This window comes from Pseudomonas corrugata (assembly GCF_001269905.1).
Classification (GTDB): domain Bacteria; phylum Pseudomonadota; class Gammaproteobacteria; order Pseudomonadales; family Pseudomonadaceae; genus Aquipseudomonas; species Aquipseudomonas corrugata.
In genome coordinates this window covers 11944-33548 of sequence record NZ_LHVK01000014.1, presented here as the reverse complement: position 1 = coordinate 33548, position 21605 = coordinate 11944, and the positions used below count along the sequence as shown (strand labels likewise).

Here is a 21605-nt window from a genome sequence, read left to right as displayed (position 1 = left end):
ATGCACAGACGCTAACCAGGCAGCAGGAAATCGCTCATGCTCAAAACCCTCGCGGTGGCCAATTACCGATCCATCAATAAATTGGTGGTTCCCCTGGGGCGGCTGAACCTGATCACCGGCCCCAATGGCAGTGGCAAGTCCAACCTGTACCGGGCCCTTCGCCTGCTGGCTGAAACCGCACAGGGTGGGGTGGTCAATGCCTTGGCCCGTGAGGGTGGATTGGACTCGACATTCTGGGCTGGGCCCGAGCAAATAAGCCGACGCATGCGTAGCGGCGAGGTGCCCATCGGCGCTACGGTTCGACTAAATACCAAACGCCTGCGCCTTGGGTTCGCCACAGAAGACTTCAGCTATTCGATTTCCCTCGGCCTGCCGGAACCGAGCTCGTCCGCGTTTTCGCTGGACCCTCAAATCAAGTGCGAATGTATCTGGGCCGGCGCCACGTTCCGTCCGGCCAGCCTGCTGGTGGATCGCAACGGCCCCATGATCCGTGCCCGTGATGGCCGCGCGTGGGACGTCCTGGCTCAACACACACCGACCTTCGACAGCCTGTTCGACCAGGTTGGCAGCCTGCGCGCCTCGCCGGAGGTGCTGCAGATGCGCGAGTTCATTCGTCGCTGGCGCTTCTATGACCATTTTCGCAGCGACGCCGACGCCCCGGCGCGTCAACCGCAACTGGGCACTCGTACACCAGTGCTGCACCACGACGGACGTGACTTGGCAGCCGCTCTGCAAACCATTCTTGAGATCGGAGACGATCAGGCCCTGCAGGCGTCCATCAGCGATGCGTTCCCAGGCGCCAGGCTGCATATCGATAAACTGCAAGGCGGACGCTTCGGCATCGAGTTTCACCAGCATGGCCTGCTGCGCCCATTGTCCGCCGCCGAACTGTCAGACGGGACCCTGCGTTACCTGCTGCTGATCGCCGCACTGCTCACCCCGCGACCACCTTCGCTCATGGTGCTCAACGAACCGGAAACCAGTCTGCACCCAGACCTGTTGCCGGCCCTGGCGCGTTTGATCATTCGGGCTTCAGAGCACTGTCAGGTCTGGGTGGTTTCTCACGCCCGGCGCTTGATCACTACCCTGCAGCAGGATGGCGATTGCAACTGCATCGTGCTGGAAAAGGATTTGGGCCAGACAGGAATCGTCGGCCAGGGGATGCTGGATGCGCCGGCGTGGAACTGGCCGGATTGATCCGTGGTATTTGCAGAAGCCTTGCGGTAGGTCTATTTTTCTATCGCTGCAGGACGGGACACCGCCAAGGAACCGCAGCTCAAAGCCAGGACCTCTGGCGACACGCACAAGGAGGATTGACATGGCCGACGTGAAAGCCCCGCAACAACTCGACCCGCAAGACATGGTCAAACTGCTCGTGGCCCTGCGCCGGGCGCTGAAGAACAGGGCGGCATAGACCCGCAATCCATTGTGGCGAGGGAGCTTGCTCCCTCGCCACATAGTTTTTTAAATGGTGGATTCGATCAGAACGCCGGCAATACCGCGCCGCTGTATTTCTTCTCGATGAATGCCTTCACTTCCGGACTGGTCAGGGCCTTGGCCAGTTTCTGCATGGCGACGCTGTCCTTGTTGTCTGGACGAGCCACCAGGAAGTTGACGTAAGGCGAATCCGAACCCTCGATCACCAGCGCATCCTTGGCCGGATTGAGACCCGCTTCCAAAGCATAGTTGGTGTTGATCATGTCCAGGTCGACCTGATCCAGCACCCGCGGCAGCATGGCCGACTCCAGTTCCTTGAACTTGAAGTTATGCGGGTTCTTGGCGATGTCCTTGGGTGTTGCCAGGGCGTTCTTCGGGTCCTTGAGCTCGATCAGGCCAGCCTTCTGCAGCAGGATCAGGGCGCGACCGCTGTTGCTGCCTTCGTTGGGAATGGCGATGGTCGCGCCGTCTTTCAACTCGGCCAGGCTTTTGACTTTCTTCGAGTAGCCGCCAAATGGCTCGACGTGCACACCAATCACAGTGACCAGGTTCGTGCCCTTGCCCTCATTGAAGCTCTTGAGGTACGGCAGGGTCTGGAAGTAGTTGGCGTCCAGACGCTTCTGATCGACCTGTACGTTGGGTTGGACGTAGTCGGTGAACACCTTGATTTGCAGGTCCACGCCTTCCTTGGCCAGGGCTGGCTTGATCAGCTCAAGGATTTCAGCGTGGGGCACCGGAGTAGCCGCCACCACCAGTTTCTCCGCAGCCTGGGCCAGACCCGAAGCCAGCGCTGCCGCCAATGCGGTGAACAACAGAACCTTTTTCATGCAGTGTCCTTATCGAAAAATCACGGTCGTCATGGACGACGCTCAAAGGGTGAGGTGCCAGCGAATTGCTATCGCTCGCGTGAAGCGGACGATACCGATACTTTTTATTCCTGAACAATATCTTTTGTTCAAGTTCATATTCATTTTACTCATATAGACCGGGCGCTCATGCCACAGACTCTAAAAGAGCCGGTCCAGACGGGTAAGCAATGCCTTGAGTGCCAAGCGCTCAGCAGGCGTTCCGTTTGCAAGGAGATTTGCTGCCTGCTCGATGGCGTCGAGCACCAACGGCGGGAACGGCAGGTTCAAATGCTCCGGCAAAATCTCTCCTCCCACGCTCACCAGTAACGCGAAATGAATGACGTTCTCGAGCTCGCGGGTATTGCCAGGCCAGCTATGCCGCTCAAGCGCCTGGTGAGCCGCCTCGCTGATCAGCGGCATGGTCAGGCCGAGGCGCTGGGTATAGATACCCAGGAAGTACTCGGCCAGAGGCAGGATATCACCCACCCGATCACGCAGGGCCGGCAGTTCGAGACGCCCTTCGCTGAGGTAGTGGAAAAGCCGTTCATGAAATTTCCCGGCGTCTACTGCTTGTGCCAGATCAATACTGGTGGCCGCCACCAGCCGCACGTCCACGGGGCTCGGCTGGTGAGCGCCGACGCGGGTGACTTCGTGATTTTCCAGGGCCGCCAGCAATTTGACCTGGATCGGCAACGGCAGATCACCGATTTCATCCAGGTACAGCGTGCCGCCATTGGCCGAGCCGAACCAGCCGGCCCGGCTGCTGGCCGAACTGCTGTAACTGCCGACCGCATAGCCGAACAATTCGGCGTCGGCGTAAGTCGGGCTGATGGCGCCGCAATTGACCGAGACGAACAACCCGCCACGATCGCTTTCACGGTGAATGTGCCGGGCGAGCAGTTCCTTGCCCGTGCCGGTTTCGCCACGAATCAGCACCGGTATTGAACGGGGCGCCAGTTGCTCCAGTGCGTGACGCAACCGGCGCGAACGAGGGTCAACGAACACCAGCGCCTTGGCGCGGATGCTCAGGGGGCTTTTTTCCGCATCGGGAAAGGTCAGCAACGGCTGACCGAAAGTTTCATGCAGGCTCATGGCAGACTCCCGCCCCACACCGCCGGGTAACGGGGAGGCGTAAATTAATCAGGCGCGACGCAGGGCGTGATGCTCCGTGCGGTTTTGCAGCCGATAGAGATAGGCGAAACCCTGCTCCCAGCGCTGATGGCCGGACTGCACGTTGATGTGCCCCGCCCCGGCCAGGATCCCGGCTTCGGCCCCCCAGTCATGCGCCAGCTTCAGCGCACGTGGGGCACTCACTGCAGCGTCGTTGTCGGAGCTGACCACCAGGCTGGGAAAGGGCAACTGAGCGGAGGGGATCGGTGCGAAATTGCGCAACGCAGGCGCACAGGCCGGCCGTTCGACATCCGCCGGTGCGACCAGCAACGCCCCGCGAACCTGCCGTAACCGTTGCTGCGGTGCGGTGACGGCCCAATGGGCAACCGTGATGCAACCCAGGCTGTGGGCAATGAGGATCACCGGCGTGGTGTCGGCGGCGATGGCCTCGGCCAGTGCGGCCACCCAGTCATCACGTCGGGGCGTCAGCCAGTCGTCCTGCTCGACCCGGGCACTGTTGGGCAAACTGCTTTGCCAATAGGTCTGCCAATGATTGTCCGGCGAACCTTGCCAGCCCGGCACAATCAGGTAGCGAGTCGATTCGTTGCGCATGGGGGCTCTCCTGCGTGTCTGTTGAGGAACGAGTATAGGGAGGAGAGATATATTCTTTAAGGAATAAGAAGATATTTATTAATAATTAAATTGCATATTAGAGCTTTTGTGGGAGCGAGCCTGCTCGCGAAAGCGATACACTCGTCTTCTCTGCGCTGGAATGTGAAACCGCTATCGCGAGCAGGCTCGCTCACAGGGTTTGCCTCTGGATCAGTCACAGCGGCCCTTTCTCAACAACACATCCAATTGATCCACCGCCATCGCCCAATCGGCATCTTCAAGGATTTCGTCGCGCAGCAATTGCCGCTGGCCCTCGTTCCAGAAAAACGCGTCAGCCAGGTGCAGTTCAGGCTTGAGGGGTGAATGGCTGGCAATGAACTGATCGATACTGACGGCATCGTCGGACAGGCCCAGTTGCTTGAACAGGGCGGGAAGGCTGTGGATTGGGGTTTCCATGGGAGCTCCTGACATGGCTGGATGCGGCTTCTCTCCTAGCAGTCTAGCCTCTGAGGCATCGCCGGACGGGTCAAAATTCGATCAACCCAGGCTTCGACTAGACTGTGAGTAACGACTGTGGATAAACATCACGCATGGGCGTTGCGGAGGGTCCGGTGAATATTCGCTGCTTGATGCTTGCGCTGTTGGCCATGAGCGGGCCGGTGCTGGCAGCCGATGGCCCTGTACTGATGGTCGCAAACTCCCTGGGTTTCTGGTTGATCGCCTTGGGCGTGGCATTACTGATCGCCGAGGCAGCCTTGCCCAACTATGGCGTAGCCGGGCTGGGTGGCATCATTTTGTGTGTCATCGGCGCGATTATCCTGACCAATACCGATGTGCCTGCTCCCTTGATGGTCGGGCTGGGCCTGGTCAGTGCCTTGCTGCTGATCTTCCTGCTGATCCGCGCGTTGAAAACGCGGCCGCGCCGCCCCGTCAGCGGCGACGCCGTGTTAATAGGAAGCATCACCTTGGTCACTTCCCTGCAGGCCGGTAATCATCACCATGGCTGGGTACAGTTGGAAGGCGAACGCTGGCAAGTGGCATGCGCGACGTCGCTACGACTTGGACAAGCGGTGCGTGTCACCGCACGCAAGGGCCTGCTGCTGGAAGTGGCCCCCGCTGATTCACAAGGAGCATGAGATGGGTATGCAAATCGGTTTTGTAATGCTGCTGTTACTGCTGATAGCGCTGGCAGCTTCGACCTTCCGGATCCTGCGCGAATACGAGCGTGCGGTGGTGTTCCAGCTCGGCCGGTTCTGGCAGGTCAAGGGGCCCGGATTGATCCTGCTGATTCCAGTGGTGCAGCAAATGATTCGCGTAGATCTGCGCACCATCGTACTCGACGTACCGCCGCAGGACGTGATCACCCGGGACAATGTATCGGTGAAGGTCAATGCGGTGCTGTATTTCCGCGTACTCGACCCGCAGAAGGCAATCATCCAGGTCGAGAACTTCCTCATGGCGACCAGCCAGTTGGCCCAGACCACCTTGCGCGCCGTGCTCGGCAAACATGACCTGGACCAGTTGCTGGCAGAGCGCGAACAATTGAATGGCGATATCCAGCAGGTGCTGGACGCCCAGACCGACGTCTGGGGCATCAAGGTGGCGAACGTCGAGATCAAACATGTGGACCTCAACGAATCGATGATTCGCGCCATCGCTCGTCAAGCCGAGGCCGAACGGGAGCGGCGGGCCAAGGTGATCCACGCCGAAGGCGAGCTGCAGGCGTCGGAAAAACTCATGCAAGCCGCCGAGATGCTCGGGCGCCAGCCAGGCGCCATGCAACTGCGCTACATGCAGACGTTGGGGTCGATTGCCGGGGACAAGTCCTCCACCATCGTCTTTCCCCTGCCGATCGAGTTGCTCAAGGGGATGGCGGAGTTGTCTCCAAACAAGCCCTGATGGACCGCCGGAGATAGAAGCACTGCCCCGAGTTGACTACCTGCTGCTTTCTCAAGGTTTGTATGAGCCCCTGTGGCGAGGGGATTCATCCCCGTTGGGCCGCGGAGCGGTCCTGGGCTGTCAGGGTTGCTGCGCAACCCAGCGGGGCGGTGCGACGTTTCGCTAAATCCCCCTCGCCACAAAGGTCACTGCGTAGGTTCTCCAATGCGTCATAGGGCCCCTGCGCCCAACTCCCCACCCGCTCGCGCAGCAATGGCGAAACCTCCCGGTGTTTTTCTGCGCTGTCATCGACAAATACCTGCGACGGCTGTTTGGCGTGCCGTCCCACCGTCGTGAAAGCTTGCTTGAGTTGTGCATCATCGAGTTGGAAAAACCTCGCCAGCCCTCCAGTCATCGCCTCGGGCAGCTCGTTGTAGTTGACCGCCAACCCACCAGCGCCGTGGCAATGCTCCAATCCCACCTGCAACAACCGGCCCAGCCGTCGCGCGATGAAGTCTTCCGGGCCGCTGAAAGACAATCCATCGTCCAGGATGCTCGGACCAATCATCCCCGGCACCATGTGCATGCCGGGGCGGCGCAGATGAGACACGGCAATTTCCAGCGGGTCGCGGTACACGAACAGCCAAGGCGTATCGGGAAAACACTCACGCAGCCGCGACAGTTCACCGATGTTCCAGGCATCGAGCTTGATCACCAATCGCCGCTCCACACCTCGACGAGGCTGCCCATAGGCCGACAGCAACCCCTTGAGCGCCGCGCAGCGTTCGGCGGCAGGCAGATCACTGCGCAGCAGCCGATCCAGCGGCGGCGGTTCGGAGACGACGATATGGTCGTCCAGTTGCGCCAGCATCTGGCTGATCAGTGTCGAACCACAGCGCGAGGCATGAAAGATGAACGCACTGGGCACAAGTCCAGGGCTCTGCTGCTGCCACTGGGCGAGCGCGTCCAGGGGTGTCTGGCGCCGGAACGCCTGGTTGAAGGGCAGGCGCAAGGCGTCTTCCACGGCATCACCGAAGAAGGGCTGCGACAAGGGCTTATCGCCGAACCAGCACCAATCGACCCGCCACTGTCCCGCCTCTTGCCACACGCGAATCGGCAGCCAGTCTTGCAGGTTCAGGCCTTCCATTGGTCGCTCCACTGCCGACGACCATTGCGCATGGCCGCCCGCAATTCTTCCCGGCGCACCTGCAGCCCTTGCCGGGCAGCCAACGCCAGGGCGCATTCGATGAAGGCGTCCGGGTCTGCCAGGCTCTGCAGGGTCCTGGCGAGTTGCGGATCGCTTGCCACCTGCTCTTGAAAGCGCAGGAAGTCGCCGAGTTCGTCGCGGACAGCTGGGGTGGTGGGCAGCCCATCGACAATCTGTTGCTCCAGCCAGGGGCCGGGGCGACAGTCGAGCACCAGATGAACCCGTGGCAACCGGTCCCGATTGTCGACACGATGGGGCCGTGACAAGTCGAGAAACCAGCACTCACCAGCCTTCATCGGGATGCGCTGCCCCTCCAGCCAGAAATCCACTTCGGGCGGGCTGAGCAGTGGCACATGCAGGCGCAGGTCGGCGTCCGGTCCGCCCAGGTCATAGTCACGGTGTTCGTGGATCCGGCCGCCGGGGCCGAGCCGCAGCAGCCGGGCCGAAACGATCTCCACGGACCAGTCGCGCAACGCCTGGTGCCAGCGATCATCGTTTGACCAGGGCGGCCGGCGCAACGGCTGCCCTTGGCCGGGCGACAATTCGGTCAGCGCGTCGGCCGCCGAAATCAGCGCCACGCCGCTCCAATCGCCGTGGTAATAGGCGCTGTTGAAATGCCCCTGCCAGCGATCGTCCTCAATGGCCGCCAGCGCTTGCAACAGCAGGGGCAGGTCCACCGTCACCGGCAGCCGGGAAAACGCCGGACGCGTCATGCTTGCGCCCGGTTATGGCTTCACCGCCGCCTTGGGTACCGTGATGTCGCCCTGGGCCCAGGCCGCTTCGCGATTGGCCAATGCCGTGGCAATCGACTGCACCTTGGTCGATTGCACTTCATCGGGCAGCGGGTCGAGACCGGCGCTGGCGAAGATCTGGCCGTAGGCATTGCGCAGGTCGGCATAGGACAGATCCCGTCGCAGATCGGCCTGCAAGGTATTGAGTTCGCCCTGGATCAGATCCAGCTCACCGATGCCGGCGGCTTGATGACGGTTGCGCAACTGGCCGACGATTTGCCCGTCGATGTCCGACAGTTGCTGGTTGGTCTTGAACTGGCGCAGCGCATCGCGGTAGTTGGCGTTGGCCACATACAACTGCGCCAGCACGGCAATCGACATCGCCTGACGCCGCGCCGCCGCCACTTCTTCACCGGCCTTGGCCACATCGATGGCCGCCGGGGCAGAGATCACGTTGAACAGGTTCCAGGTGACTTTCACGCCATAGTCGGCCCAGCCCTGCTCTACCAGGAACGAGTTACTGTCGTAGTGCCCGCCGGCGGAAAACTCCAGGCCCGGCAACAGCCGCAGCATGGCCTTGCGGGTTTCGGCGGCCGTGATGCGCGTCTGGTAATCCTGCTCGCGCAGTTCCGGACGGCTGGTCAGGGCTTCGTGCTCGAGACGGGCCATGTCGACCTTGAGTTCCGGGATCTCGTACTCATCCGGGGCCGCAAGGGTCAACTCAGTGCCCAGAGGCAGGTTGATCAGGGTGGCCAGTTCGGTCTTGGCCAGGGACAACGCGCGCCGCTGCTCTTCGAGCTGGCGGGTGGCCTGGATCAACGAGCGCTGGTAACCCAGAGCCTGCACCGGGTCACCGATGCGTTGTTCGCTCATGCTCTGGCTGTTGTTGCGCGCCGCCTCGACCCGGGCCATCAGGCTGTCGATCTGCTTGAGCAGGCGTTCGGCAGCCATGGCTCGCCAGTAGGCCGAACGCACATCCTGGACGATGGTGTTGATCACCTTGCGCCGGCGTTCCTGGACGATCAACCGCTGGTCACCGGCCTGCTTGGCGCTGATGTAGCTCACGCCGAAATCGAGCACGTTCCAGACCATGGTGAGGTCGGCCACTTCACGATCACGGTCCTGGGACGTCGACGGTTCGAGGGACTGGGTGCCGGTCTCCACGCTCTGGCTGCTGGAGGCGTTGACGTTGTTGCGGCCCACATAACCGGCGTCCAGTGCCATGCGTGGCAGCATGTCGAAACTGGCCAAGTCCAGTTGCCGCTTGGCCAGGGCCTCTTCCATGATTTTAAGACGCCCCTCCAGATTGTACTTCACTGCCCGAGCCATGGCCTGGTGCAGGGTCAGCGGGCCGCTGAGAGGTTCCTGGCCCTTGAACATGTTCTGCAGATCGGTTTGGGCGCGCTGTTCGCTGACGCTACGATCGATCGGCTCACTGGTGACTGCACACCCACTGACCATCACGGCCAGCAGACTCATACCGAATAACTTCTGACTTCTATTCATTCCTTGGAATGCCCCTGGTTGCCGCACAATTTTCTTATTGAATGCTTCAGGCCTGTACCTGGCTTACACCCACCTGTTGCAGAGCCATTGCCAGGCTGTCGACCTGACGCTGCTCAGTGTCCTTGAGGTGTTGCAATTGCTGGCCCAAGGTCGGTGCGCCGAACATCCCGCGCATACCTTGGGAAACATCGCCCCCCTGCATCGACGAGTTGCCGAAGGCATTCATCGACTCGTTTTCGGTGCCGGAATCATGGTTGAACAAGGTCGAAATGGTGCTGCTGCCGAACACCCCGCCATCACCGCCCCCAAAACCGAGGAACCCTTGACCCGAGCCATCGCCGGCGGCATCAGTACTGAATACCTGGGCGATATAGCTTGGCGCCAGTTCGCCACGGTTGATGAAAATATCGCCTATAGGCCGCAGACCGCCGCCCACATCACGCTGCTCGAACAGCGGTGGGAAGCCCAACGGCGAACCCAGGTCGCCCGTCGGCGGCGTGAAGATGATCGGTTGCAACGGCACATCGGACGGCGGTATGACCGTGACGGGATCCGACGTCAGGAACTCCGGCGGTGGCTTCACGTCGTTGGGCACAACCGTATCGATTGCGTAATTGTTGGACACCGCCACGCTTGCCCCGGCGTTGCCGGCCAAGTCGCTGACGTTACTGGTGTCCAGGGCGATGAAGTTGCTCGGGTCGGTGAGATTCACCGTGGGAGTGAAGGTCGCTGTCCAGGTCTTGCCACCGTCGCTGCTGGTCAGATTGGTCAGTTCACCGTTGGTGACGCTCAGGTCCGACAGATCGAAACCGGCCACGGCTTCGCTGAAGGTGATGGTCACCTGGCTCGTCTCACCCACAGTCAGGTTTGAATCGGCGACCACGATGGTCGCGGTCGGCCGGGTAGCATCGAGTACGTAGTTGCTGGAGATCGCGATACCCGCGCCGGCGTTGCCGGCAATGTCCTGCACAGTGCTGGCGTCGAGCAGGATCAGGTTGGTGGTGTCGTTGACACCCGCCGTAGGCGTCAGGGTCGCCGTCCAGGTCAGGCCGCCATCGCTGCTGGCGAGATTGGACAGCACCCCATTGGCGACGCTGAGGTCCGACAGGTCGAAACCGGTCACCGCCTCGGTGAAGCTGATGGTCACGGTGGTAGTCTCGCCGATGCCCAGGTTGGTATCGCCCACCACGATGGTGGCACCCGGGCGCACCGTGTCGACAGCGTAGTTGTTGGAGTTCACCACGTCGACACCGCTGTTGCCGGAAACGTTGACCACGCCGCTGGTGTCCAGGCTGATCAGGTTGCTGGTATCGGAAATGCCGGCGCTCGGGGTGAACGTCGCCGTCCAGGTCACGCCACCGTCCGAGGACGACACATTGCTCAACGTGCCGTTATTCACGCTCAGGTCCGAATTGTCGAAGCCGCTGACCGCCTCCGAGAAGGTGATGGTCACCTGCGAAGTTTCCCCCACCGTGAGTGAATTGTCCGCAACCACGACGGTGGCGGTCGGCACCTGCGTTTCGACCGCATAGTTGGCCGAGTTGGTGGTCCCTGTTCCGGCGTTGCCGGCCGCATCGCTTACGCCGGTGTTGTCCAGAACGATGAGGTTGGTGGCATCGCTCACGCCTACGGTCGGCGTGAACGTGGCGGTCCAGGTCAGGCCACCATCGCTGCTGCTGACCGCGCTCAGGCTGCCATTGGCAACACTCAGGTCAGCGTTGGTGAAACCGGTCACGGCCTCGGAGAAGGTAATGGTCACCTGGGCGGTCTCGCCCGGCCGCAGCGTTGAATCGTTCAGCACAATGGTGGCGGTCGGACGCTGGGTGTCGATGGCATAGTTGTTGGAATCGGTGGTGCCGGTGCCGATGTTGCCCGCCAGATCGGCGATACCGCCGTTGGTGAGGGTGATGACGTTGCTGGTGTCGTTGATGCCGGCACTCGGCGTGAACGTCGCGGTCCAGGTGATACCGCCGTCACTGCTGCTCAACCCGGTGACCGTACCGTTGGCGACCGTCAGGTCGGCCGTGGTGAAAGCGGTCACCGCCTCGCTGAAGGTGATGGTCACCAGCGAGGTCTGGCCAGCACCGATGGCGGTGTCGGCCACGACGATGGTCGCCGTGGGGCGCACGGTATCGACGGCATAGTTGTTGGAGTCGGTGGTGCCGACCCCGGCGTTGCTCGCACCGTTGCGCACGCCAGTATTGTCCAGGGTGATCACGTTGCTGGTATCGGAAATACCGACGCTCGGGGTAAAGGTGGCCGTCCAGGTCACGCCACCATCCATGCTGCTGACACTGCTCAGGGTGCCATTGCTGACGGTCAGGTCACTGTTGTCGAACCCGTTCACCGCTTCGTTGAAGGTGATGGTCACCGTCGAAGTTTCACCGATACTCAACGACGAGTCCGCGACCACAATGGTGGCCGTCGGCACGTTGGTGTCGACCTGGTAGTTGTTCGAACTGGTTGTGCCGGTACCGGTGTTGCCCGCCGCGTCACTGAAACCGGTGTTGGTCAGCGTGATGACGTTTGTGGTGTCGACGATCCCCAGATTCGGCGTGAGGGTAGCGGTCCAGGTGATGCCGCCGTCGCTGCTGCTGACGGCGCTCAGCGTACCGTTGGCCACGCTCAGGTCCGAGTTGTCGAAGCCGCTGACCGCCTCGCTGAAGGTGATGGTCACCAGCGAGGTTTCGCCGACGCTCAGAGCGTTATCGGCCACGACGATGGTGGCGGTCGGACGTTGGGTATCGATCGTGTAATTGTTGGAATCGGTGGTGCCGGTACCGGCATTGCCTGCGCCGTCCACGACGCCGGTATTATCGAGGGTGATCAGGTTACTGGTGTCGTTGATCCCGACGCTCGGGGTAAAGGTTGCGGTGTAAGTGATGTTGTCGCTGGTGCTCAGCCCGCTCAGGCTGCCGTTGGCAGCGGTCAGATCGGCCAGGGTGAAACCGGTCACCGCCTCGCTGAATGTAATGGTTACCAACGAGGTCTCGCCAGCGGCGAGCGCCGTATCGGCAATCACCACGGTGGCGGTGGGACGCACGTTGTCGATGGCGTAGTTGTTGGAATCGGTGGTGCCGCTGCCGGCGTTACCCGCCGCATCGCTCACCCCGGTGTTGTCCAGGGTAATGAGGTTTGTCGCGTCGCTGGTGCTCGCACTCGGGGTGAATGTCCCGGTCCAGGTAATGCCGCCGTCGCCGCTGCTCAACCCGGTAACGGTACCGTTGGCGACCGTCAGGTCAGCGGTGGTGAAACCGGTGACCGCCTCACTGAAGGTGATGGTCACCAACGAGGTTTCGCCGACACTCAACGTGGTATCGGCAACGACAATGCTGGCGGTCGGACGTTGCGTGTCGATGGCGTAGTTATTGGAGTTGGTGGTGCCGGTGCCGGCGTTGCCGGCCGCATCCTGCACTCCCGTATTGGCCAGGACGATCAGGTTGGAGGCGTCGGTGATGCTGGCGCTAGGAGTGAGCGTCGCGGTCCAGGTGATACCGCCATCCGCACTGCTCAACCCGCTCAAGGAGCCGTTGGCGACCGTCAGGTCGGCCAGGGTGAACCCGCTGACGGCCTCGCTGAACGTGATGGTCACCAGTGAGGTTTCACCCGCGCTCAGCGCGGTGTCGGCCACTACGATCGTCGCGGTGGGGCGCAGCGTGTCGATGGCATAGTTATTCGAGTCGGTGGTGCCCGTGCCGGCGTTGCCAGACAGGTCGGCAACGCCGCTGTTGGCCAGTGTGATCAGGTTCGTGGTGTCGCTGATGCTGGCGGTCGGGGTGAGTGTCCCGGTCCAGGTGATGCCGCCGTCGCTGCTGCTCAGCCCGGTGACGGTACCGTTGGCGACCGTCAGGTCGGCGGTGGTGAAGCCGGTCACCGCCTCGTTGAAGGTGATGGTCACCAGGGAAGTTTCGCCAACGCTCAGCGCGGTGTCGGCCACCACGATGGTAGCGGTCGGGCGCAGGGTATCGATGGCGTAGTTGTTCGAGTTGGTGGTGCCCACCCCAGCGTTGCCGGACAGGTCTGCGACGCCAGTCTTGTCCAGGACCACCAGGTTGGTGGTGTCGGTCACATCGGCATCCGGGGTCAGGGTCGCGGTCCAGGTGATGCCGCCATCGGCGCTGCTCAACCCGGTGAGGGTACCGTTGGCCACCGTCAGGTCGGCGGTGGTGAAGCCGGTCACCGCTTCGGAGAACGTGATGGTGACGGCCGAGGTTTCACCGCTTTTGAGTGCGGTATCGGCCACCACAATAGTCGCCGTCGGCGCCACGGTGTCGTTGACCACGTAGTTGTTCGAGTCGGTGGTGCCCACGCCAGCATTGCCCGCCAGGTCGACAACGCCGGTGTTGTCCAGGGTAATGACGTTGGTGGTATCGGCGATGTTGCTGGCCGCCGTCAACGTGCCGGTCCAGGTGATGCCGCCGTCGCCGCTGGTCAAGGTACCTACCGAGCCGTTCTGCACCGTCAAATCCGCCGCAGTAAGCCCTGTCACCGCCTCGGAAAAAGTGATGGTCACTGGCGACGTGCCGCCGGAATTCAGGGAGGTATTGGTCACCACGACGGTTGCGGTAGGGGGGGTCTCGTCCGGTACATAATTGGTGTTGATGGTCCCGCCGTCACCGTAGACGTTGGCGACAGAGGCCGGCGACGTGCCCGCGGTGCCGGCACTGCCGCCCCCGGTGCCGCTCCCGCCGACGTTACCTGACAGGGCCGCGAAGTTGGCGGCGGTGATCAGGATCGCCCCCTTGTTCCAGATGGCGCCAACGCCGACGCCGCCCGCACCGCCGGTGTGGGTGTAGCCACCGCCAGCACCGCCGCCACCACCGCCACCACCGGCGCCGATGTTGTTGGAAATCACCGAGTTGCCGATGATGCGCAGGGTCGCCCCAGTGTCGTTGTAGATACCGCCGACCGCGCCGCCACCGGCACCACCGACCGCGTTGTAGCCGTCACCGCCACCACCACCGCCGATGGACAAGCCAGCGCTGGCCGCCGTGCCGCCGGCCGATCCGGTGCTGTAGCCCGGGTACGCGGCACCACCAATGCCGCCGGTGGAGTTGCCGCCCCGTCCGCCCATGTTGAAGAAACCGCCGCCGGCGCCGCCTTGTCCGGTCGAACCAACGGAACCCGTGGCATTGATTGTATCGCCGCCCTTGCCGCCGGTACCGCTGCCAACCGCGCCGCCGCCACCGCCGCCGCCACCAGCATATTGCGGCGTCACGCCGCCACCGCCACCGCCGCCCGAGGCGGCGTTCGCGGTGATCGTGACATTCTTCAGGGTCAGGGTCCCGGCGTTGTAGATACCGCCGGCCTTGGCAACCGCAGCATCGACGCCACCATTGCCACCATCACCCGCCACCATGCCACGGGTAATCACCAGGCCATCGAGGGTCGCCGTCGTACCGGACGTCACGTTGAGGACCTGGGTGCGGAATTGCCCATCGAGGGTGACATCGGCGACGTTGTCGTTATTGAGGTCGCCATCGATGGTCACGTTCTTGTTGACCACCAGCACCTGGGTCAACGCGACGGTCATGCCACTGTTGAAAGTCACGATGTCGCCGTTCTGCGCAGAGGCCAGGGCCGCGCGCAACGAGCCGACGCCGGTGTTGGCGTTATTGGTGGCGGTCCAGGTAGCGAGGCCCCATTGGTAGTCGCTCATTGCAGTGGCAGACAACACGTTGGCGCTTTCGATGTTACCGGTGGCAATTTCCAGATCCCAGTCGCCACCCAGACCGGTACGGTCGTTGGACGCGGCCACATCGCGGCCGGTCAGTTGCGCCAGTGAATCGACCAGTTCCAGACCACGCTCGCCTTGGGCGGTATAGCAGCCGTAGATCAGGATATCGCCACCGGCGTTCATGTCCTGGCCGATCTGCGCCAGCACCTCGGCGCGGGCCTGGACGTTGTCCGCCGACAGATAGGCGTTGCCCAACCACAGATCACCGGCATTGCCGTGGGCGATGATCTGCACCGAACTGACGCCCTGGTGGGTGTCCAGGTAATCGGCAATCTGTTGCAAGCCGTCCTTGGTGGCATCCAACTGCACGACCTGGGTACCGGGCGCCACCCCTTCAAGCAGGCTGGCGGAGTCCTTGACCCGGGAGTCGACGAATACCACGGACTTGCCCGGAACCGCGGCGGCCTCGGTGGCATCAGCCTGGCCCTGGGCCGCGTGGGTATCGGTGGCCTGATCGGCCGTAGGCGTCTTGGCCGCATCGGCAGTGGGGTGGGCGTCCGGCTGCGCGGCATCGGCGACGGTCGCGGCGACGGCACCGTCGAACAGCATCCGCGGTTCCAGGGACATGATCATTGGCGATGCCAGGGCCTGTGCGCCCTCGATTACCCGCGATTTACCTTTGCTCCACCACATGACGTTCACCCGGACTCGAACTGCTTGAACACGCTAATGATAAAAACCGCGTTCAGCTGAGCGCGGCGTCGGTTTTCATACGAATGACATTGGCGGCGCTGGCAGAGCCATCGCGCCAGAAGGACAATTCGGCATACTTCTCGAACAGATCCGGCGGCAGCACGGTCCGTCGCGCTTGCGGCGCAACCCTGGGCTTGACCTTGTGCAGGCCGGCAACGCCCAGGGCCAGATCGAAGGCTGGAGCGTCGTAGGTCAAGTGATTGAAATCGTGTTCGAACCAGGGCTCATCGATGAACTCATAGATCAGCCGCATCACCCGCTCGGGCGCCTGGCTCAGCAGGTCGTAATCGACGATCAGCAACGACTCGGCGTTTTCGCCGTAATAGGCTTCCTTGAGTGCCGTCCAGGCATACCCCACCAGGCGGTTGCGCTGGGCCAGGGTTTCGCAGCGGCTGTAAACGGTGTTGCGCTCGTCATCATCGTTGAACAGCTTGGTGTTCTCGAACGGGTTGGCGCGGTAGAGCCGCTCCAGGCTGTCGAGCACCCAAGCGACATTGCGCACGCAGGCGATGGTCTTGGCTTGGGGAAACAGATCCTGCAGCGCGGGCAAACGTGCGCACCACTGGCGGTTGGTGTCGAAGATGACGGGTTTTTCGGCCTTGTCGGCATAGTACGAGTCGAACAACCCGCGCAGCAGTCGACGACGCAAGTCGGTGTCGATCACCGAACCGAATTCGCTGCCGGCGCTGCATTGCTGCAACACGCTGCTGAACAGCGTACCGACGGGGCTGGTCATCCCGGCGTGGAAGCGTGGATTCTGCAACAGAATCGCAGAAAGCAGGGTTGAACCTGAGCGCGGAAGACCTGAAATGAAGTGAAACTTTGACAATCCCTTTCACCGTTTGTAGTTCCTTTGTGTCCGAAGAGTAGACGAGGAAACAAACATCGACTAGTACTACTTTGATATCAAATGCAGCTGAATCTGTAAAAAAGATGGACGGTATGGATCCTCCCTCGACCTGAATCGATTAAGCCAGGCAGCAGCCATTTTCAGCTCATGGGCAGAATGAAATAACCCCGTCTACGCTCAGCCGTGCTTGACCAGGCCAAGGAGAACGCATCTTTGCCCGTTGTATCCGCCTAGACATCGCAGACCAACAACCTGAAGGATGAGGATTCTATGGAAGTATTTATCGGGACCATCCAGCCTTTCGCTTTCAACTTTGCACCCAGGGATTGGGCCTTGTGCAACGGGCAGACGCTCAGTCTTGCCCAATACCAGACACTGTTTGCCCTGATCGGCGTGACCTACGGGGGCGACGGCCAGACCACCTTCCTGCTCCCCAATCTGCAGGGGCGGATGCCCATTGGTCAGGGCAACGGCCTCGGACTGACCCCGAGGGTGATCGGCACCGTCTCCGGCACTGAAAACGTCACGGCGACACTGAACAACCTGCCTAATCACACCCACGCTCTTACCGGTATAACCGCCGCAACGACGCTGCAGCTGGCAAACCCGGCCAGCAACCCGGCAAATACGCCAACGGCCACCAACTCCTTCATCGGCACCTCAGGCACCGGTCCGGGTGCGGCGAATATCTATTCCGACCAGCTAGGCGCCTCGCCGGTACCGCTGCAGGGTGTAACCACGACGGTCAGCGGCACGGTCGCCCCCACGGGCGGCAGCACACCGATGGCGATCATGAACCCATTCCTGGCGATCAACTTCAGCATTGCCCTGCAAGGCTACTTCCCGTCCCGTAACTGATGATTTACCGGAGGACTACGGCCCTCCGGCCTGTTGGAGTATCGACATGTTGCAAGCGGTTCATAGCCACCACTTCCAACCACTGCTGGGCCAGACGAGCCACCTGACCCTGCCCGACGGCAGTTGCTTGCCCGTGCGGATCGAAACACTTGAGCAAGCGCCTCGAGCGAAAATGCCCAATACCGAACGCATGCCCTTCAGCGTCGAATTCAATAGCTTGCAGGCTACTGATTTCGTGGATGGCTTGTGCTCACTGGAAGTCCCTGAACTGGGCAGGCTCGAAGGGGTGTTCGTGTCGCGGGTCCCTCCCATGGGTCGGGATCCGGCGGTGGGGTATTTCTATATCGCGTTCAACTAGCCAACGGGGGTCACAGATCATGCAGCCATCCGAGAACCCTGTGGCAGCGAGCCTGTTCGCGATGGATGGCTGTCCATCCAACAAGGAGCGACTGCCCCTGATGCCAGTCAGTTAAGGATCAAACGGCGCAAAACCTGTGGGAGCAAAGCTTGCTCGCGATGACGACAGCCCCGTCAACATTGCTGCTGACTGACTTACCGCAATCGCGAGCAAGCTTTGCTCCCACAGGTTTGTGGCTTAACTGACTGGCATTAGCGACTGCCCCTCCGTTTTCGCGAACAGGCTCGCCCCCACATTGAATCTGTAATGGAGTTCCATCCGGCAGAGCACGGCAACCGCGTCTACGCTCAGCCGTGCGTGACCAGGCCTGGGACGGAGTCAAACTGAACGCAATCTTCTCCCTTGGCAACACCAGAACGATAACCTGAGGAACGAGGAATCTATGGAAGTATTCATGGGCACTATCCAGTCGTTTGCCTTTAATTTCGCACCCAGCGGCTGGGCGCTGTGTAGCGGGCAGACACTCGGCATCGCGCAATATCAGGCGCTGTTCTCACTGATCGGCACCTACTACGGAGGCAATGGCCAGACCAACTTCATGCTCCCCAACCTGCAAGGCCGACAGCCCTTGGGCCAGGGCAACGGCCTGGGCCTGACTCCGCGTGTCATCGGTGAGATTTCCGGCACCGAAAACGTCACGGCGACACTGAACAACCTGCCCAACCACACCCACACCCTTACGGGCATCACTGCCTCAACCACCCTGCAACTGGCGAACCCGGCCAGCAATCCGGCGAATACACCAACAGCCACCAACTCGTTCATCGGCACCTCGGGGACCGGGCCCGGTGCGGCGAATATCTATTCCGACCAGATAGGCGCTTCGCCGGTACCGCTCAAGGGCGTGACCACGACGGTCAGCGGCACGGTGGCCCCCACGGGCAACGGGCTGCCGATGGCAATCATGAACCCGTTCCTGGTCATCAACTTCAGCATCGCCCTGAACGGTCTGTTCCCATCCCGTAACTGATTTTTCAATCGCAGGGCTGCGGCCCTGTGGGAGCAAAGTTTGCTCGCGACTGCGACAAGTCAGGCAGCAACAATATCGACTGGTCTGCCGCTATCGCAAGCAAGCTTTGCTCCCACAGAAACTCCCCCGCACACTAAGGAATATTGAGCTGTCAGTCGCCTTTCGGATACCAGACCAACCGCTCTGCCGCCGGGTTGCGCTCCTGGACTTCGAAGCCCAGCGCCAGGTAATGCCGACGTGCGTGAGGATTGCTGGTCCAGACTACGGTCGCCACCGGACAGCGGATCTGCTGCGCGGCTTTCTGCACACCTTGCAACACCGTCCGGCCATAACCCTGTCCACGCGCCTGGGGAATGAAGGCCAGGTACAACACGCGAATTTCATTGGGGCCGAAATCGGTGCTCAAGGCGCCGATAGCGGTGCCGAGTTTTTCCACGACGTAATGCATGGCATTGGGAAAATTGTCCCCCAATCCCTGTTCCTGCACCTGGAACTGCTGGGCGATCACCTGCTGCACTTGTTCGTGCTCGCCATCGATCCATTGCAGATCCGGCCGCGCCGCCTGATAAAGACGCTGCAAGAACGGACCATCGCTGACCCGCGACGGCCGCACCACCAGTCCCTCTGCCGCTACTGACTCCATGTACACTCCTTAAAATCCGCTTTCCCTCACACCCAACGCCGCCAACCGACGCCAGGCCGCTCCCAGTATCGATTCGCCCTGCCCCTGTAGCACCACGACGCCCCGCAGCGGTTGCGGCGGCGCAACTTCGTCATCGATGGCGCTCAGGCGCACGCCATATTGCGCCTGCACGGGCTCGGCGCGCTGTTGCGAGTCGCGGCGCACGGCAATCGGCCCATGGTGATCGGACGTCAATGCCTGCTGCTCGACCCAGGCGACGCCATTGGTGTCGACTTCATTCAGTTGCACGGCAATCGAAGGGTGCATCGGATCATCGGCGATGAATCGCCCCGTGGCTCCCGGCCCGACCCGCCAAAGCTCGGCCTCGGTGAGGTAACCGCGCAAGCGGGAGTCGGCCTGCACCACCCGCACCAGCGGTTGCGTGGGTGATAACCAGCGGCCCACCGCCAATTGCGGCAGCAAGTCGCGTACCTGGCCGGCATGGGGCGCACGCAGCAACAGGCGCTCACGCTGGGCGACCAGGCCGCGGTACTCGGCGACGGCTTCGGCCAGTTGCTGCTCGACAATGCCTGCGTCGGCCGCGGTTTCGCTGCGGCCGGCCCGACGACGCATCTGTAATTGCTGGATCTCGATCTCCCGGCGCACGATGCTCAGGCGTGACGCCATGTCCGGCGACTCCAATTCAATCAACACGTCGCCCTGGGCCACCACCTGCCCATCGTGCACGTTCACTTGCTTGACCCGTGCCGCCACTGGTGCATACAAGGCGCTGGCCCGTCCGGCCTCCAGCATCGCCGGCACTTCCACGGCGCTGCGCCAGGGCAGGAGCAACGCCAGGATCAGCGCCAGCAAGACCAATCCAGTCAGCAGCACCCGCGGCCCATGGGCCTGCTCGCGACGCTGCCACCATTGTCGCCACTCATTCACGATAGGCATGAAAATGAACCAGACCAATTCCACCATCATCAAGAAAATGCCCAGCACCTTGAAAAACAGGTGATAGACCGCCAGGGCAATGCCGAAAAACAACGCCGCTCGCCACAACCACGACCCATATCCCCATACGAGCAAGCGGCGGCGCATTTTCGGCGACCAGGGTTCCGGCGCCGCCACGCCATAACCGAACAAGGCTTCGCGCAAGCGCCAGCGACACAAGGCGAACGCCCGGCCTTGAAGGTTATCCACCGCCCAGAAATCGCTGAGCAGGAAATACCCGTCGAAGCGCATGAAGGGATTCAAATTGATGATCAGCGTGGTGATCCAGGTAGCGCTGGCCAACATGAACGCGGCAGTGCGGGCCGGCCCGTCGGGCAGCAGCGACCAGGCCAGCAAGGCGATGCATGCCAGTAGCAGTTCCGCCAGCACGCCGCCGGCGCCAATCAGCAGCCGGGCCCGCCGGTCATTGATCCGCCAGGCGTCGCTGACATCGGTATAAAACATCGGCAACAGCACCATGAACGCCACACCCATGCTTTGCACCCGGCAACCGGCGCGCTTGGCCATGAAGGCATGGCCGAACTCATGGCACAGTTTGGCAAAAAACAATGCCACCCCGAACGCAAGCGCACCGCCCAGGCTGAACAGGTGGGGAAAAGTCGCCAGGAACCGCTGCCAATCCCGTGACACCAGAAAAATCCCGACACCCAGGGTCAGCGGCAGTCCATAGCGCAGGATCTTGGGCCCGAATCGTGCCAGCCAAGGCCAGATGCGGTTGAGAAAGGCGTCCGGGCGCCACAGCGGAATCCGGAAAAACAGGTATTGATGCAACAGGATCTGCCAGAGGCTCTGGCGCCGGGCGGCCGTCTTGAGTTGGTAGCTGTCACGCTGTTGCGGATCCATTGCGCTGATCAGATCGTGACCGCGCAGAAAGCCCAGCAGTTGCTCCAGCGACTCGCCATTGAGGGGCAGGCCCGGCTCACGGTTCGCGGCTCGCAGCACCTTTTCCGGATCGCCCAGGGACCAATGTCGCAGCATGCGCATCGCCGCCGCACCAAGCTTGAAGTAACGCCCCCGCACCGGATCGGCCAAGGTCCACTGAGGCGAACCATCAGGGTCCGGTGCCGCTGGGGACAGCTGAAGGTCCGGCCGCAGGCTCGGCAGCTCCATG

17 protein-coding genes are annotated in these 21605 nt (G+C 61.8%); 6 read left to right on the top strand and 11 right to left on the bottom strand.

The genetic code is table 11. The features are described 5' to 3' along the window. The first annotated feature begins 36 nt into the window (after positions 1-36). Positions 37-1197 carry an AAA family ATPase gene (locus tag AD665_RS18425; RefSeq protein WP_053193076.1) on the top strand — a complete coding sequence of 387 codons (1161 nt, stop codon included), beginning with the start codon at positions 37-39 and terminating at the stop codon, positions 1195-1197. A 284-nt stretch (positions 1198-1481) separates the two neighbouring features. Here AD665_RS18425 and AD665_RS18420 read toward each other — a convergent pair whose 3' ends face one another. From AD665_RS18420 to AD665_RS18405, 4 genes are all read right to left on the bottom strand, one after another. Beyond that, positions 1482-2264, bottom strand: coding sequence for a MetQ/NlpA family ABC transporter substrate-binding protein (locus AD665_RS18420; protein ID WP_024777944.1), 783 nt, complete (start codon positions 2262-2264; stop codon positions 1482-1484). A 180-nt stretch (positions 2265-2444) separates the two neighbouring features. Next, positions 2445-3377 (bottom strand): sigma 54-interacting transcriptional regulator, encoded by a 933-nt coding sequence (locus AD665_RS18415; protein WP_053193073.1) that lies wholly within the window; start codon positions 3375-3377, stop codon positions 2445-2447. A 48-nt stretch (positions 3378-3425) separates the two neighbouring features. Then, on the bottom strand, positions 3426-4007 hold the full coding sequence (locus tag AD665_RS18410; protein ID WP_024777942.1) for an alpha/beta hydrolase: 582 nt from the start codon (positions 4005-4007) through the stop codon (positions 3426-3428). A gap of 210 nt (positions 4008-4217) precedes the next feature. Then, a complete protein-coding gene (locus AD665_RS18405) occupies positions 4218-4463 on the bottom strand; it encodes a DUF2789 domain-containing protein (protein WP_024777941.1) in 246 nt (81 codons plus the stop codon). A gap of 155 nt (positions 4464-4618) precedes the next feature. Between AD665_RS18405 and AD665_RS18400 the strand changes: the two genes are divergently transcribed. Continuing rightward, entirely contained in the window at positions 4619-5143 is a 525-nt protein-coding gene (locus AD665_RS18400) for an NfeD family protein (RefSeq protein WP_024777940.1), read from the top strand. A gap of 1 nt (position 5144) precedes the next feature. Continuing rightward, positions 5145-5906 carry a slipin family protein gene (locus AD665_RS18395; protein ID WP_053193071.1) on the top strand — a complete coding sequence of 254 codons (762 nt, stop codon included), beginning with the start codon at positions 5145-5147 and terminating at the stop codon, positions 5904-5906. 85 nt (positions 5907-5991) lie between these two features. Here AD665_RS18395 and AD665_RS18390 read toward each other — a convergent pair whose 3' ends face one another. The 5 genes from AD665_RS18390 to AD665_RS18370 are packed head-to-tail and all read right to left on the bottom strand — an operon-like array spanning position 5992 to position 16588. Continuing rightward, on the bottom strand, positions 5992-7032 hold the full coding sequence (locus tag AD665_RS18390; RefSeq protein ID WP_080996598.1) for a sulfotransferase family protein: 1041 nt from the start codon (positions 7030-7032) through the stop codon (positions 5992-5994). Further along, positions 7020-7805: an aspartyl/asparaginyl beta-hydroxylase domain-containing protein gene (locus AD665_RS18385; protein ID WP_024777937.1), complete on the bottom strand. Its 786-nt coding sequence runs from the start codon at positions 7803-7805 to the stop codon at positions 7020-7022. The genes AD665_RS18390 and AD665_RS18385 overlap by 13 nt, the downstream gene beginning before the upstream one ends. A 12-nt stretch (positions 7806-7817) precedes the next feature. Continuing rightward, complete coding sequence (locus tag AD665_RS18380) at positions 7818-9329, bottom strand: TolC family protein (RefSeq protein WP_053193069.1); 1512 nt, start codon at positions 9327-9329, stop codon at positions 7818-7820. Positions 9330-9375: 46 nt separating this feature from the next. Next, a complete protein-coding gene (locus AD665_RS18375; RefSeq protein WP_053193067.1) occupies positions 9376-15699 on the bottom strand; it encodes an Ig-like domain-containing protein in 6324 nt (2107 codons plus the stop codon). A 52-nt stretch (positions 15700-15751) separates the two neighbouring features. Beyond that, on the bottom strand, positions 15752-16588 hold the full coding sequence (locus AD665_RS18370) for a sulfotransferase family protein (protein WP_024777934.1): 837 nt from the start codon (positions 16586-16588) through the stop codon (positions 15752-15754). 291 nt (positions 16589-16879) lie between these two features. Between AD665_RS18370 and AD665_RS18365 the strand changes: the two genes are divergently transcribed. From AD665_RS18365 to AD665_RS18355, 3 genes are all read left to right on the top strand, one after another. Further along, on the top strand, positions 16880-17467 hold the full coding sequence (locus AD665_RS18365; protein ID WP_024777933.1) for a phage tail protein: 588 nt from the start codon (positions 16880-16882) through the stop codon (positions 17465-17467). Positions 17468-17513: 46 nt separating this feature from the next. Then, positions 17514-17825 (top strand): DUF6916 family protein, encoded by a 312-nt coding sequence (locus AD665_RS18360; protein ID WP_024777932.1) that lies wholly within the window; start codon positions 17514-17516, stop codon positions 17823-17825. A 442-nt stretch (positions 17826-18267) separates the two neighbouring features. After that, complete coding sequence (locus AD665_RS18355) at positions 18268-18855, top strand: phage tail protein (RefSeq protein WP_024777931.1); 588 nt, start codon at positions 18268-18270, stop codon at positions 18853-18855. A 151-nt stretch (positions 18856-19006) separates the two neighbouring features. Here AD665_RS18355 and AD665_RS18350 read toward each other — a convergent pair whose 3' ends face one another. Next, the gene (locus AD665_RS18350; protein WP_024777930.1) at positions 19007-19498 is read right to left on the bottom strand and encodes a GNAT family N-acetyltransferase; all 492 of its coding nucleotides are present in this window, start codon (positions 19496-19498) and stop codon (positions 19007-19009) included. Between the two features lie 9 nt (positions 19499-19507). Further along, positions 19508-21604: an efflux RND transporter periplasmic adaptor subunit gene (locus AD665_RS18345; protein ID WP_024777929.1), complete on the bottom strand. Its 2097-nt coding sequence runs from the start codon at positions 21602-21604 to the stop codon at positions 19508-19510. Between the last annotated feature and the right edge of the window lies 1 nt (position 21605).